Genomic DNA, 14,132 nt, shown 5'->3' on the forward strand with positions numbered 1-14,132 from the left:
TGAGAGCAGAGGCTGCCTGGCCGATTGGCTACGCACGAAGAAGATGGGCGCCTGGCGCGCTTGAAGACCCGGCGGTGGAGCGAGAAGCGGATGAGGTTTTTCTGGTTTGCGTCTTCGCGACGTCCACGGACGATTGGTGTTCGAGTAGCACGTACAGCAGCAGCGGCTGGCCCGTGCGCATCCGTGCCGTGAAGAGCAGGTCGCTCTCGGTCTCGCGCAGCTCGGGGTCCACCACGCTGCCGGGCTCTCGCCGCAGGGACGACCAGTCCACCTCGGAGACGACATGCGCGGGCAGCACGGCGCGCAATTCAGCGGCGGCCCGCTCGGGGTGGCCGAAGGTGTACCGGGCGAAGAGATCATGCGGTCCAGACATGTCGGACCGCGCTCAAGCACGCGGCGGGCCAGGGACCTGTCTCAGCCCGCGCGCACCACGGCCCGCGCCTTCTCCATCATGCGCCGCAGCGGCGCCTCGCCCGCCGTGCGCGCCAGCGCCTCGTCCCACGTCACCCACTGCGCCCCGAACGACTCCGCGGGGTCATGCGCCAGCGCCTCGGGGTTCTCCGCCACCACCAGGAAGCGCACGTCCAGGTGCAGGTGCTCCGGCTCGCCCTTGCGCGCCGCGATGGTGTGCACGTCCACGTCCAGCGGACTCGGCGCCCGCTCGTGCAGCCGCACCCGGCAGCCCGTCTCCTCGCGCGCCTCGCGCAGCGCCGTGGCCTCCATGCTGCCCGCGTCCGCCTCCTCCGCGTGTCCTCCCGGCTGCAGCCACCGGTGCACCTTGCCGTGGTACACCAGCGCCACCCGCTCGCCCGACGGATCCACCACCACCGCACTGCCGGTGAAGTGTCCCCGCTCCTGGGACCGCGAGAAGGGCTTCTCCAGCTCCGTGGCCAGGGCGCGCATCTTCGCCAGGTCCTCCCGCTCCTTGTCGTCCGAGGGAACGTGGCGGGCCAGCAACTCATTCAGGGACGTCAGGGGGCTGCTCATGAGGGGCGGATTGTGCCCACTTCGACGGCGGGCGCCAGGACGATATAGGGTGCCCCTCATGGCCCGTATCCTCGTCATCGACGACCACGACACCCTCCGCGAGGGCATGGCCGTCACCCTCACCCGCTCCGGCCACACCGTGACGGCCGCCCGCTCCGGCACCGACGGTGTCTCCGCCTACAAGAAGACGCCCTTCGATCTCGTCGTCACCGACCTGAAGATGGACGGCATGGACGGCATCGCCGTCACCCGGACGCTCAAGGCGCATGACCCGGCCGCCGTCGTCATGGTCGTCACCGCCTTCGGCACCATCGAGACGGCCGTGCAGGCCATGCAGCAGGGCGCCTACGACTTCATCACCAAGCCCTTCACCCCGGACGTGCTGCGCGCCAAGGTGGAGAAGGGCCTCGAGCTGTCCTCCGCCCGCCGCCAGGTGGAGCGCCTGTCCGCCCGCACCGAGGCATTCGAGGCCGACGCCGCCCTCGCCCACGGCAACCTCATGGTGGGGGACAGCGAGCCCATGCAGCGGCTCGTGGGCATGGTGCGCAAGGCCGCCGCCACCGACGCCACCGTCTTCGTGCGCGGCGAGTCCGGCACCGGCAAGGAGCTCGTGGCGCGCATGCTCCACCAGCTCTCCCCGCGCAAGGACGGGCCCTTCGTCGTCGTCCACTGCGCCGCCCTCGCCGAGACGCTCCTGGAGAGCGAGCTCTTCGGCCACGAGCGCGGCTCCTTCACCGGCGCCGTCAAGCGCAAGCTCGGCCGCTTCGAGCTCGCCGACGGCGGCACCCTCTTCCTCGACGAGATTGGTGAAATCCCCCACTCCGTCCAGACGAAGCTGCTGCGCGTGCTCCAGGAGAAGGAGATCCAACGCGTGGGCGGCGAGGAGACGCTCAAGGTGGACGTGCGCGTGGTGAGCGCCACCCACCGCGACCTCCAGGCCGAGGTGAAGGCCGGCCGCTTCCGCGAGGACCTCTACTACCGGCTGCACATCGTCCCGCTGCAGATTCCGCCCCTGCGCGAGCGCCCCGAGGACATCACCGCGCTGGCGCGTCACTTCGTGGCCAAGCACGCCTCGCGGGTGAACAAGCGGGTGAAGAGCCTGGAGGACAGCGCCCTGCGCGCGCTGGCCCGCTACGCCTGGCCGGGCAACGTGCGCGAGTTGGAGAACGTCATCGAGCAGTCGCTCGTCTTCGCCGAGGGCGAGACGCTCGCGGCCACGGACCTGCCCACGCACCTCACCGGCACCGCGCCCCGGAGCGACTCGGGCCTGCCCGTGCCCATGGGGGACCGGCCCCTGCCCGACATCCTCGAGGACCTCGAGCGCCAGCTCATCGCCCGCGCCTACGAGAAGGCCGGCGGCGTGAAGACGGAGACGGCCCGGCTGCTCGGCATCAAGACGTCCGCGCTCTACTACAAGCTGGAGAAGTACGGCTTCATCGCCAGGAGCGAGCGCCCCGAGGAGAACTGAGCGGGCTCCGGCAGGCGGGCACACGGCGGGTGGCGGAGCGCCTCATCTGGCTGTAAAAAAGGAACCGTCCCCTCGAAAATCTACCGCCCCCCCGCTCCCATCGTGGTTTTCCGTCATTCCCCCGTGACAGCCCTGGCCCACCCGTGCGCGAAGTCCCCGGAACCTCTCGGGTTTCGCGGGCACCCCACCGCCCTGTCGCGGCGGGGCCCTGGCATCCGGCTTGCTGCGGGGAGGGGATTGATGAAGCGCGTCCTGCTGCCCCTGCTGCTGTGTCTCTCCCTGGGTACGCCCGTCTGGGCGGCCTCGGGCGTGGACGCGCTGCGGCTCGAGGCCCGGACGGCGCGGACCCAGGTGAGAGACCTGCGAGACAGGCAGCAGGTGCTGCGCTCGGAGCTCAACACCCTGGCGGGCCGCATCGAGCAGCTCAAGTCCGAGCAGAAGGGCCGGCTGGTGGCGGGCCCGGAGCTGGAGACGGCGCTGCGGCAGTCGCAGGAGCTGTCCGGCCAGCTGTCCGGGCTGGCCCAGTCGCTCGCCGGGGCCGAGACCGAGGCGGAGCGCCGCAACCTGGCGCTGCACTCGGCGCTCTCCGAGGAGCTGGCCCGGGTGCGTGCCGCCTGGGACGCCACCCCGGACCGCGAGGCCCGCTCCAAGCTGATCGCGCGCATGCGCGACCTGCGCGCCGAGCGCGATGCCCTGCGCTCCGCCCTGCCCGCCTCCCATGAGCCGGCGCTGGACCGCCGCGAGTCCAGCGACGACCCCGAGGATCTGCTGGAGCAGGCGGACGTGCTGCGTGACTCCGAGGACAAGGTGCGCCAGCGCTTGAAGGCCCTGCACGGCCGCATCACCGAGCTGCGCGAGGAGCGCGAGCTGGACCGGCGCATGAGCGACTTCCTCGGCGAGGAGTCCATGTTCGACGAGCAGGACCGGCACATGCGCCTGCGCTTCAACGCGTCCACGAAGTCCATCTCCGTGGAAGCCTCCCAGCGCAGCGGTGGAGGCCTGTTCCCGGAGAACGTGTTCTCAGGGGGCGCCCAGGGGGATGCGGCCCCGCCCTACCCGTCCAATGGCGGAGGCTCGCCGGTCCCGGGGACACCCGCCTCGCCGGGAGGGGGCGGCGGAGAGATGGGGGAGCAGGTCCAGTCGCCCGTCTACCGCGCCTCGGACAACCGGCCCCAGGTGGGCACGGTGCGCGCCCAGGCGCTCGCCAGCGGCAACCCGGAGGACCTGCGCGGCCTGGAGGCGGAGGCGGCCCGGCTCGAGTCGCTCGCGCGCGAGCTGGACTCCCGCGCGGACTCGCTGGAGCGCCGGGCCCGCGAGCTGCGCTAGTCCAGCAGCCGCACCTTCACGTCCAGCTTCACGTTGGCCTCCAGGCGCACTTCCCTCGAGGGCTTGCGGCCCTTGCCCCGCACGCCGAGGCTCATGGAGGGCGCGGTGATGAAGGGCTGCAGCTCCGCGTCCGTCACGTCCAGCACCAACACCGGGTTGGGCGCCTTGAGGTTCAGCGAGGCGATGTTCTTCTTGGAGGCCACCAGCACCTCCTGGTCCCCCGTCTTCGCGTAGAACTCCAGCGTGTCGAGGAAGGAGAAGTCCTGGTCCGAGGGGGAGAGCACCTTGAGCTCCAGGGACTGGAGCTTCACCGAGGACACCTGCTCCTTGGTGACGCCCTGGTTCTTGAAGTCCTGGTTCTGGTCGAAGTCGAGGTTGGAGAAGCTGCCGATGGCCGGGAACGCATCGAGGACGGTGGAGATGCCCGTTGGATCTCCGGCCACGGTGGTCTCTCCCTTCACCTCGGCCAGGAAGCCGGGGGGGCCACAGGACACGAGCGCGAGCAGGGCACAGACGGAGAGTACGGAAGTGAGTCGCATGACACCCACTCTACCGATCGTCCGGGCGCGCAGTCATCGCCCCGCCCGGCCGGCTGCCCTCTCGTGGACAGGGCATGCGGACAGTGCACGGAGTATGGTGCGCCCGTTGAGACGGCTCCTCTCCGCGCTCGTGGTGTCTTCCCTGGCGCTCGCTGGTGGCGCGCATGCCGCCGACGTGGAGGGACAGCTGCGCGTGGCGGGCCGGCTGATGCTGGACGGCAACGCGCCGCGCGACTTCTACCAGGGGGACTCGCCGCCCAACACCACGGACGCGGTGCTCAGCCTGCTCGTCACGGCGGAGGGCCGCTACACCGCGGACCGCTGGCAGCTGGTGGGCCGCTATGACGGCGGAGGCCGCAAGTACGTGGCCTTTCCCAGCGAGGACGTGCTGGTGCAGGCCGCCGCGCTGGAGGGCTCGCTCGCCGTGGGCGAGACGCTGGGCGTGGGCGTGGAGGGGCGGGCCAAGGACCGGCGGGGCGGCAGCCGCGCGTACACGGACCTGGCGGCGTCCGCCTTCCTCGAGCACGCCCCGGATGCGCGGCTCTCCCTGCGCCTGCGCGCCGGAGCGCACCGCTTCCTCTACCGGCCCGACTTCTCCGCCAGCTTCGGCAGCCCCGAGGTGGGCTTCCTCGCGCGCTTCCGCCTGGACAAGCGCCACGCCTTCACCGTCACCGGCGAGTACGGCCAGCGCCGCTTCAGCACCTCCCAGCGCTACCCGCCGGGCACCACGCCCGAGTGGACGGGACGGCGCCAGGACGGCGTGCTGCTGGCGAGCGCGGGCTACAGCTACAAGGGCCCGGTGGCGCTGGGGCTCTCCTACTCGTACCTGGAGACGAGCTCCAACAGCTATGGCGAGTCCGTGCAGCGCCACCGGCTGAGCGGCACCGCGGGGGTGCGGCTGCCCTGGAAGCTGACGCTCATGGCCCAGGGCGCGCTGGGCCTCAACGCCTACCCGGACGGCGTCTTCCTCTCGCCGGAGATCACCCTGCTCGACGACGAGGAGGCCCAGCACATGCTGTCGCTGAAGCTGGCCCGGCCCCTGAGCGAGCGGGTGGACGTGGAGCTCTCCTTCGCCATGTACGGCACCGAACTGTCGCGCAATGGCCTCTTCTACTTCCGCCAGGTGGGCGGCGTGGGCCTCACCTGGCGGCCGTAGCGCGCCTCACTCCGGAGCCGGGTTCAGTCCAGGCCGGACAGCCGCTCGTCGATCTCCTCGGCGAGGCTGGCGTGGCTCTGGGCGAGCGCCGTGTCCCGGGCGCGGGTGAGCACCTCGCGGGCCTTCTGCGTCTGCCCCGCGCCGGTGTAGGCATCCCCCAGGGACACCATGGCGGCGGCGTACTGCGGGTCCAACCGCACCGCCGTCTCCAGGGCCTGGGCGGCCTCGGCGTACTGCCTCAGCTCCAAATAGGCCTTTCCGAGGGAGAAGTGCGCCATGGGCGCGTCGGGGAACTCGGCCGCCATCTTCTTGAACTGCTCCAACCGGGCGTTGCTCATGGGGCGGTGATAGAGGAGAGGCATGTCCGTTGCCAAGGAAGACGTGCGCTCCCTCGCCGAGGCCGCCCGGGCAGCCTCCCGCGTGCTCGCCACCGCCCCCACCGGCCAGAAGGATGAGGCCCTCCGGGCCATGGCGCGCCACCTGCGCGAGGCCCTCCCCACCCTGCTCGCCGCCAACGCGCTGGACATGACCGCCGCGCGGGCCGCCGGAAAGGGAGGGGCCTTCCTGGACCGGTTGCTGCTGGACGCCTCGCGGGTGGAGGGCATGGCCCGGGCGGTGGAGTCGGTGGCCGGCCTGAAGGACCCGGTGGGCGAGGTGACGGAGGAGTGGGACCGGCCCAACGGCCTGCACGTGCGCAAGGTGCGGCTGCCGCTGGGGGTGGTGCTGATGATTTATGAGGCCCGCCCCAACGTGACGAGCGACGCGGCGGCGCTGTGCCTCAAGAGCGGCAACGCGGCGCTGCTGCGCGGGGGCAGCGAGGCGGCGCACTCCAACGCGGCCATCGCCTCGGCGCTGGCGGCGGGCCTCACCGAGACGGGACTGCCGGCCGCGTGCATCCAGCCGGTGCCCCCGGGCGAGCGCGAGACGCTGCTGGAGCTGCTGAAGCTGGAGGGGCTGATCGACTTGTGCATACCGCGGGGCGGCGAGGGCCTCATCCGCTTCGTGGCGGAGAACGCGCGGATTCCGGTGGTGAAGCACTACAAGGGCGTCTGCCACGTGTACGTGCACGCGGCGGCGGACCTGGACATGGCCACGCGGATTACCGTCAACGCGAAGGCGAGCCGCCCGGGGGTGTGCAACGCGGCGGAGTGCCTGCTGGTGGACCGGGCGGTGGCGGAGCGCTTCCTGCCCCAGGTGGGCCGGGAGCTGGTGGGCAAGGGGGTGGAGCTGCGCGGGGACGCGGCGACGGTCCAGGTGCTGTCACGCGCCGGGGTGGCGGTGACCCCGGCCTCGGAGGAGGACTGGGGGCGGGAGTTCCTGGACCTCATCCTGGCGGTGAGGGTGGTGGACGGGGTGGACGACGCACTGGGCCACATCGCCCGATACGGGAGCGAACACACGGAGGCCATCGTCACCTCGGACGAGGCGGTGGCGGGACGCTTCACCCGGGAGGCCCAGGCGAGCGCGGTGGCGTGGAACGCCTCCACCCGCTTCAACGACGGGGGCGAGCTGGGCCTGGGGGCGGAGATTGGGATTTCCACCAGTCGACTGCACGCTTTCGGGCCCATGGGGTTGCGAGAATTGACCAGCCAGAAGTACGTCATTCTGGGACAGGGGCAGGTGCGCTAGGGTGCCCCGGACACGTATGGCGACCAAGAAGAAGACGACCACGAAGAAGCCCGCGGCGAAGAAGAAGAGCGCGCCGTCGCTGGCCACACGCACCAAGACCGCGGCGAAGAAGGGAGCGGCCAAGAAGCTGCCCGCGCGGAAGAAGACGACCAAGAAGAAGGCGCTGACGCCGGGAGGCGCGGCCCCGGGAGCTCCCGCGGAGAACCCGCGCGCCCATGCGCTGGCGCGCAAGATTGGCACCCTGCTCTCGGACAAGAAGGCGCTGGACATCGTCATCCTGGATGTGCGCGGGATGACGTCCTACGCGGACTATTTCGTGGTGGCCTCGGGCGAGAGCGACCGGCAGGTGTCGGCCATGGCCGAGCACGTGCTGAAGAACCTCAAGGAGACGGAGAACCTGCGCCCCATCGGCCACGAGGGCATGGACACGGGCCAGTGGGTGCTCCTGGACTTCGGCGAGGTGGTGGCGCACCTCTTCTTCTCCGAGGCGCGCTCGCACTATGACCTCGAGGGCCTCTGGGCCGACGCCGCGCGGGAGAAGGTGGCCTGAAGGTCCGGCTCCTCTCCATCGGCAAGGACCGCTCGGGCCTGTATGAGCCCGCGGTCCAGGAGTACGCCTCGCGCCTGGCCCACTACACCCGCTTCGAGCTGATGGAGCTGCCCGAGGCGGGGGGAAAGAAGGGCAAGGCGCCGGACGCCAAGGCCGCCGAGGCCGAGGCCATCCTCGCGCGCCGCAAGCCGCAGGACCTGATTGTCGCGCTCGACGAGCGGGGCAAGCTGCTGGACTCGGTGGAGTTCAGCCGGTACGTGGGCCGGGCGCAGGATGGCGCGAAGGATCTGCTGCTCGTCATCGGCGGGGACGAGGGCCTGGACGAGCGGGTGAGACAGTCCGCGGACCTGGTGCTCTCGCTGTCGAAGATGACGCTGCCGCACCGTCTGGCGCGGGTGGTGCTGGTGGAGCAACTCTACCGGGCCTTCACCCTTCTCAAGGGCGAGCCCTACCACAAGTAGGATGGCACGCGGCATGTTGAGTCCCAACGACATCAAGGAGGAGTTGAGCCTCGCGTATGTCCGGGCCATCGCGTCTCGAGCCGGGTTCTCCATTCGACCTGGACACCCTGCGCGACCTGCTGCGCAAGGTGGCTCGTGAAGAGGAGCTCGTGTCATGAACACGGAGCAGCTCCTCACGCTCGGAAACCGGGTGGACTACCAGAACGTGCGTTCCTACCTCGAGGCACACGGGTGGAACCGCATCCCATCGCGCCGTCTCCAGGCCGCCATCTATCGCAGTAGCCGGGCTCCCGCCGTGGAAGTCCAGGTGCCGCTGGACCGTGATCTCATCGATTACGGCGAAGCGATGGTGGCGGTGGCGCGACGCATCGCCGAGCACGAACAACGCCCGGCGGAGAGCATCCTGCGAGACCTGCTGCGGCCCAGGAGGGATCTCCACCGCTTCGCCCTGGAGGGCGCGGAGACGCAGGATGGAGGTATCCACCTCGAGAATGGGCTGAGCCTGGTGAACGGAGTCCGCAAGGCGCTGCTGTCCAGCGCCTGCAGCATCAAGCGACCCGGGACGACCTTCCACCCGCGCATGAGCCTCGCGGATGCCGAGGCCTTCCTGAGGGAATGCCGTCTCGGACAGACGGAGGTGGGGAGCTTCGTCCTGACGGTGGAGGCGCCTCTGGATGTCGCGCCCCACCGGTCGGTCCAGGAAGAGTCCTTCGGAAGGCGCGCATCCCTGCTGCTCCTTCGCTCCGTGGGACACGTGGCTTCGGCGGTCCGGGCGGGCGAGCCCGGAAGGGTGCTCGAGCCCGCTCAGGGAGAGCCCGTGGTGAGCGCCAACCTCTGCGAGGCGCTCGTCGAGATGATGCCGCCCGATGAAAGCGCCGACCTGCGGCTGCGCAGCTCCTGGTCCCCGCTGCTCCCCGTCGAGCCCCAGGTGCCGTCCGAAGTCCATGTGGATCGGAACATGTACGAGGCCATCGAGAAGCTGTCCCATCAGCTCCGGCCATCTCGAGGGGCCCAGCCCAACCAGTTCGTCGGCAGGGTCGTGGAGTTGATGGGAGAGCCGGGCGAGCAGGGGCAGGTCGAAGGCGCCGTCGTGCTCCAGGCCCAGGTGGAAGACGAGTTGCTGAAGGTCCGCGTCCTGCTGGGAGCCGCCGACTACCGTCAGGCAACCGCGGCCCATCTCACCCAGCGTTACGTGACCGTGAGGGGCATCCTTCGCCGAGGCTCACGCGTCCACCAGCTCGAACAGGCCTCCCATTTCGAGCTCGTGGGTACCTAGCGGGCGAGCGGGCAGCCTGAAGGGACTCCCCTCCCCCGGCGCCGTCAGGCACCGGACGCCACGCGCGTCCGAGGGCACATGAACTCGCCCGCCCCTCACGTCCGTGTCATCGCCTCGCCCCAGTCGTGGGTGGAGGGTGAAGCCATCCGCCAGCTCGAGGCCGCCTCGCGGCTTCCCGGCATGCGCTCCGCGGTGGGCCTTCCGGACCTGCACCCGGGCAAGGGTGCACCGGTGGGCGCCGCCTTCGCCTCCGAGGGCCTCTTCTATCCCTTCCTCGTGGGCAACGACATCGGCTGTGGGATGGGCCTGTGGGAGTTGGACCTGCCCGCGCGCAAGGCGAGGCCCGAGCGCTGGGCGGCGCGCCTGGACCTGGATGGGCCGTGGGAGGGCGACACGGACGCGGTGCTCGCCAGCATGGGCGTGAAGCCCTGCGGCTTCGAGGCGGCGCTCGGCACGGTGGGCGGTGGCAACCACTTCGCCGAGGTGCAGCGGGTGGACGCGGTGCACGACGCGGAGACCTTCACCGCGCTGGGGCTGGGCACGGATCGGCTCCTGCTGCTGGTGCACTCCGGCTCCCGCGGGTTGGGCGAGGCCATCCTCCGGGCCCACGTGGACCGGCATGGCACCGGAAGCCTCGTGGAGGACTCGGCCGAGGCGCGGCAGTACCTCGCGCGGCATGACCACGCCGTGGAGTGGGCGCGGGCCAATCGCGCCACCATCGCCGGAAGGATGATGCAGGGCATCGCGGCGGCGGGGCGGCGGGTGCTCGATGTCTGCCACAACAGCGTCACCCCGAAGCAGTACGAGGGCCACACCTGCTGGCTGCACCGCAAGGGCGCGGCGCCCTCGGACCAGGGGCCGGTGGTGATTCCCGGCAGCCGGGGCTCGCTGAGCTACCTGGTGCTGCCCCTGGGCGATGGCGCGAACCACGCCCACAGCCTGGCGCACGGGGCCGGCCGCAAGTGGACGCGCACCAGTGCCCGCGAGCGCATGCGCGAGCGCTTCACCCCCGAGGCCCTCACCCGCACCTCCTTCAAGAGCCACGTCATCTGCGAGGACCGCGACCTGCTCTTCGAGGAGGCACCTCCCGCGTACAAGGCCATCGACCGCGTGGTGCAGGACCTGGTGGACGCCGGGCTCGTCCGGGTGGTGGCGACGCTGGCCCCCGTACTCACCTACAAGACGCGCACCCGGCGCGAGTAGGGCCACCCCCTGCCCGTAGGCACATGCGCACTGCCCGTGAGCACATGAGCAGATCCGCGCCCATTTCCCCTCGCCCTCCGGGAGAGGGGAAATTCGGTCACTTCCCTGAAGGGGATTAAAGTCACATCCCCCATGCTCCCGCGCCTGCTCCTGCTCGTGGTGATGACGTGTGTCACTGGCCTCGGGTGCACACGCACCACGCCCTCCTTCTGCGGCCAGCCCGATGACCCCCGGTGTCCCGAGGACTCGGTGTGCGTGGAGGAGCGCTGTGTCCCCCGAGACCAGCTCCCGGCCTGTGCCCTCGGCCAGACGCGCTGCGAGGCAGCCTGCGTGGACACACGCAGCGATGCCTCCCACTGTGGCGCCTGCGGCACGGCGTGCGCCGAAGGACAGGTGTGCAGTCAGGGCCGGTGCACGGACGCCTGTGCCTCCGGGCTGACGCAGTGCGAGCGCGGCTGCGTGGCGCTCGAGTCGAGCACGGCCCACTGTGGCACCTGCGGCACGGCCTGTGGCTCCCGCGAGTCGTGCAAGGGGGGCACCTGCGCCTGCGAGCCTCCGCTGACCGCATGCAACGGCACGTGCAAGGACCTCGGCTCGGACGGAGACAACTGTGGCGCCTGTGGCAACGGGTGCGGCTCGGGCCTGTGTCAGGAAGGCGAGTGCGTGGACTCCTGCGCCACGGGACTCCGCCGCTGCGGCCAGGGCTGCGTGGACGTGCAGTCCGACCCCTTCAACTGTGGCACCTGCGGCACGGGCTGCGGCTCCGGCGAGGTGTGCGTGGGAGGCCGCTGCCGCCTCGACTGTCCCGTGGGCAGCGTCGAGTGTGACGGCACCTGCGCCAACCTCACCCGTGACGCGCGCCACTGTGGTGCCTGCGGCAGGGCGTGTGGCCCGGGCCAGGTGTGCACCCGGGGCGCATGTGCCTGTCCGTCCGGCCAGGCCGAGTGCGATGGCCAGTGCGTGGACCTGCGCACCAGCACGCAGCACTGTGGTGCCTGCGGCCGCGCCTGCGCCGTGGACGAGACGTGCACCAACAGCCGCTGCCAGTGCACGCCCCCCCTCTCCTTCTGCGCGGACGGCTGCGTGGACCTGAGCTCGGACACTCGCAACTGCGGCACCTGCGGCCGGATCTGCGGCACCGGGCTGGTGTGCTCGAACGGGCTCTGTGCCAACCGTCCGTGAGCCCCGGGGCCCACCAGCCGAGCGCCCGCGCCCCCCTCGCATCCCCCCCACTCCACCGCCGGAAACCCACCCTTAGGTTTCCGGCATGAAGCCCAAGCACAAAGTCCTGCTCTGCATCCTCGATGGTTGGGGCGTCCGCCTGGAACGCGACGACAACGCCATCGCCCTCGCCGGCACCCCGCGCCTCGACGCACTCACGAATGGCACCCCCTACACGGAGCTGCAGACGTCCGGGCTGGCCGTCGGTCTCCCCGAAGGGCAGATGGGCAACTCCGAGGTGGGCCACACCAACATCGGCGCCGGCCGCATCGTCTACCAGGACCTGGTGCGCATCAACCGGGCCTCCGAGTCCGGGGAGCTCGCCTCCAACCCCGTCATCCGCGCCGCGCTCGACAAGGCCAAGGCGGACGGCAAGGCCTTCCACCTGCTCGGGCTCGTCTCCCCCGGCGGCGTGCACTCGTCCATGGAGCACCTCTACAGCCTCCTCGAGGCGGCGCACGAGCGGGGCGTCCCCCACGTCTACGTCCACGCCTTCACCGATGGACGCGACACCCCGCCCCAGAGCGGGCTCGGCTACGTGGAGGAGCTGGAGAAGTTCCTGCGCGAGACGCGCACCGGCCATATCGCCACCGTGGGCGGGCGCTACTACGGCATGGACCGCGACAAGCGGTGGGACCGGGTGCACCTCGCCTACGAGGCCATCGTCCACGGCAAGGGCCCCAAGGCCCCCGATGCGCTCTCCGCCATCCGCGCCTCCTACGCGGAGAAGGTGACGGACGAGTTCATCAAACCCACCGTCATCTCCCACGGCGACGGCACCCCGGTGGGCCGCATCCGCGACGGCGACGTGGTGCTGTTCTTCAACTTCCGCGCGGACCGCGCCCGCGAGCTGACGCGTGCCCTCGCCTTCGACGACTTCAAGGAGTTCGACCGGGGCGGCCTGCACGTGGGCCTGTACGTGTGCCTGACCCAGTACGACGAGACCTTCGGGCTGCCGGTGGCATTCGCGCCGGACCAGCCGAGTGAGATCTTCCCCGAGGCCCTCGCGCACGCGGGCTGGCGCCAGTTCCGCACCGCGGAGACGGAGAAGTACGCGCACGTCACCTTCTTCTTCAACGGCGGCCGCGAGGTGGTGTACCCGGGCGAGGACCGGCACCTGGTGCCCTCGCCGCGCGACGTGAAGACGTACGACCTCAAGCCGGAGATGAGCGCGCGCGAGGTGACCCTGGAGCTGGTCAAGCGCATCGAATCGGGGGCCTACGACTTCGCGCTGGTGAACTTCGCCAACCCGGACATGGTGGGCCACACGGGCCTGCTGGAGCCGGCCATGCGCGCTGTCACCACGGTGGACGAGTGCCTCGGATTGCTGGGGCAGGCGTGTGCCCGGCACGGCTGGGTGATGGCCATCTCCGCGGACCACGGCAACTGCGAGCAGATGCGCGACCCCACCACCGGCGAGCCCCACACGGCGCACACGCTCAACCCCGTGCCCTTCCACCTCATCCACCCGGACTTCCGCGGGCAGAAGCTGCGCCCCGGCATCCTCGCGGACATCGCCCCCACGCTGCTCCAGGTCATGGGACTGCCCAAGCCTTCCGAGATGAATCGGCTAGGCTTGCTCCCATGATCAAGCTCTACCAGTTCCACCCCTCCGGCAACTGCTACAAGGTCCGCCTCCTGCTGCACCAGCTCGGGATTCCCTTCGAGACGGTGGAGATGGAAATGGGTCCCAACGGGACGCGCTCCCAGGAGTTCAAGGCGAAGAATCCCATCGCCAAGGTGCCCACCGTGGAGCTCGAGCCGGGCGTGTTCCTCGCCGAGTCCAACGCCATCCTCTGGTACTTCGCCGAGGGCACGCCGTTCATCCCCACGGACAAGCTGGAGCGGGCGCGGATGCTCCAGTGGATGTTCTTCGAGCAGTACAGCCACGAGCCGTACATCGCCGTGGCCCGCGCGTGGATCGCCTTCTTCGGCATCCCGCCCGGCAAGGAGCGCGAGCTCGAGGAGCGCATCCAGAAGGGCTATGCCGCCCTGGACGTCATGGAGGGCGAGCTGTCCAAGCGCCCCTTCTTCGCGGGCGAGCGCTACAGCCTCGCGGACATCACGCTCTACGCGTACACGCACGTGGCGGAAGCGGGACGCTTCGACCTGACCCGCTACCCCGCCATCCGCGCCTGGTTCGAGCGGGTCCAGTCCCAGCCGAGGCACCTCCGCATCACCGACGCCGTGCCCTAGTGGACTGTCCGACAAGTTTTTCAACATAGTCGAGACCACAGGGTAGGTTGGGTGGAGGAAGAGACCGGATAAGTTGGGTGGATGAGGAGACGACCGCCGCATCTCCTCCACCTTTCGCCT

The 14,132-nt window shown here is 70.4% G+C and carries 15 protein-coding genes; 11 read left to right on the plus strand and 4 right to left on the minus strand.

Translation table 11 applies throughout. From position 1 onward, the window contains the following. Nucleotides 1–28 precede the first annotated feature (28 nt). Entirely contained in the window at nucleotides 29–373 is a 345-nt protein-coding gene (locus tag AC16DP_RS50675) for an Rpn family recombination-promoting nuclease/putative transposase (protein WP_329731613.1), read from the minus strand. A 41-nt stretch (nucleotides 374–414) separates the two neighbouring features. Continuing rightward, nucleotides 415–987: an NUDIX hydrolase gene (locus AC16DP_RS50680; protein WP_329731614.1), complete on the minus strand. Its 573-nt coding sequence runs from the start codon at nucleotides 985–987 to the stop codon at nucleotides 415–417. 58 nt (nucleotides 988–1,045) lie between these two features. Between AC16DP_RS50680 and AC16DP_RS50685 the strand changes: the two genes are divergently transcribed. Together AC16DP_RS50685 and AC16DP_RS50690 are read left to right on the plus strand one after the other, a co-directional pair. Then, the gene (locus tag AC16DP_RS50685; protein WP_329731615.1) at nucleotides 1,046–2,455 is read left to right on the plus strand and encodes a sigma-54-dependent transcriptional regulator; all 1,410 of its coding nucleotides are present in this window, start codon (nucleotides 1,046–1,048) and stop codon (nucleotides 2,453–2,455) included. Between the two features lie 240 nt (nucleotides 2,456–2,695). After that, entirely contained in the window at nucleotides 2,696–3,781 is a 1,086-nt protein-coding gene (locus tag AC16DP_RS50690) for a TetR family transcriptional regulator (protein ID WP_329731616.1), read from the plus strand. Here the strand turns inward: AC16DP_RS50690 and AC16DP_RS50695 are convergent. Continuing rightward, nucleotides 3,778–4,320, minus strand: coding sequence for a hypothetical protein (locus AC16DP_RS50695; protein WP_329731617.1), 543 nt, complete (start codon nucleotides 4,318–4,320; stop codon nucleotides 3,778–3,780). The genes AC16DP_RS50690 and AC16DP_RS50695 overlap by 4 nt on opposite strands. Nucleotides 4,321–4,417: 97 nt before the next feature. Between AC16DP_RS50695 and AC16DP_RS50700 the strand changes: the two genes are divergently transcribed. Then, nucleotides 4,418–5,476: a hypothetical protein gene (locus AC16DP_RS50700; protein WP_329731625.1), complete on the plus strand. Its 1,059-nt coding sequence runs from the start codon at nucleotides 4,418–4,420 to the stop codon at nucleotides 5,474–5,476. Between the two features lie 23 nt (nucleotides 5,477–5,499). On the opposite strand, the gene AC16DP_RS50705 is transcribed toward AC16DP_RS50700, so the two are convergent. After that, entirely contained in the window at nucleotides 5,500–5,838 is a 339-nt protein-coding gene (locus tag AC16DP_RS50705; protein ID WP_047855600.1) for a tetratricopeptide repeat protein, read from the minus strand. Between AC16DP_RS50705 and AC16DP_RS50710 the strand changes: the two genes are divergently transcribed. From AC16DP_RS50710 to AC16DP_RS50745, 8 genes are all read left to right on the plus strand, one after another. Then, nucleotides 5,837–7,105, plus strand: coding sequence for a glutamate-5-semialdehyde dehydrogenase (locus AC16DP_RS50710; protein ID WP_329731618.1), 1,269 nt, complete (start codon nucleotides 5,837–5,839; stop codon nucleotides 7,103–7,105). The two genes, AC16DP_RS50705 and AC16DP_RS50710, sit on opposite strands and share 2 nt — an antisense overlap. Before the next feature lie 16 nt (nucleotides 7,106–7,121). Then, on the plus strand, nucleotides 7,122–7,655 hold the full coding sequence (gene rsfS, locus AC16DP_RS50715) for a ribosome silencing factor (protein ID WP_329731619.1): 534 nt from the start codon (nucleotides 7,122–7,124) through the stop codon (nucleotides 7,653–7,655). Beyond that, entirely contained in the window at nucleotides 7,652–8,116 is a 465-nt protein-coding gene (locus AC16DP_RS50720) for a 23S rRNA (pseudouridine(1915)-N(3))-methyltransferase RlmH (RefSeq protein WP_329731626.1), read from the plus strand. Before rsfS ends, AC16DP_RS50720 begins: the two co-directional genes overlap by 4 nt. Nucleotides 8,117–8,270: 154 nt before the next feature. Next, nucleotides 8,271–9,392 carry a hypothetical protein gene (locus AC16DP_RS50725; protein WP_329731620.1) on the plus strand — a complete coding sequence of 374 codons (1,122 nt, stop codon included), beginning with the start codon at nucleotides 8,271–8,273 and terminating at the stop codon, nucleotides 9,390–9,392. Nucleotides 9,393–9,470: 78 nt separating this feature from the next. Beyond that, the gene (locus AC16DP_RS50730; protein ID WP_329731621.1) at nucleotides 9,471–10,595 is read left to right on the plus strand and encodes an RNA ligase RtcB family protein; all 1,125 of its coding nucleotides are present in this window, start codon (nucleotides 9,471–9,473) and stop codon (nucleotides 10,593–10,595) included. A 132-nt stretch (nucleotides 10,596–10,727) separates the two neighbouring features. Beyond that, the gene (locus AC16DP_RS50735) at nucleotides 10,728–11,777 is read left to right on the plus strand and encodes an MXAN_6577-like cysteine-rich protein (RefSeq protein WP_329731622.1); all 1,050 of its coding nucleotides are present in this window, start codon (nucleotides 10,728–10,730) and stop codon (nucleotides 11,775–11,777) included. 85 nt (nucleotides 11,778–11,862) lie between these two features. After that, entirely contained in the window at nucleotides 11,863–13,404 is a 1,542-nt protein-coding gene (gpmI, locus tag AC16DP_RS50740) for a 2,3-bisphosphoglycerate-independent phosphoglycerate mutase (protein WP_329731623.1), read from the plus strand. Next, complete coding sequence (locus tag AC16DP_RS50745; RefSeq protein ID WP_329731624.1) at nucleotides 13,401–14,012, plus strand: glutathione S-transferase family protein; 612 nt, start codon at nucleotides 13,401–13,403, stop codon at nucleotides 14,010–14,012. The genes gpmI and AC16DP_RS50745 overlap by 4 nt, the downstream gene beginning before the upstream one ends. Nucleotides 14,013–14,132 lie beyond the last annotated feature (120 nt).

This window comes from Archangium sp., from assembly GCF_057119385.1.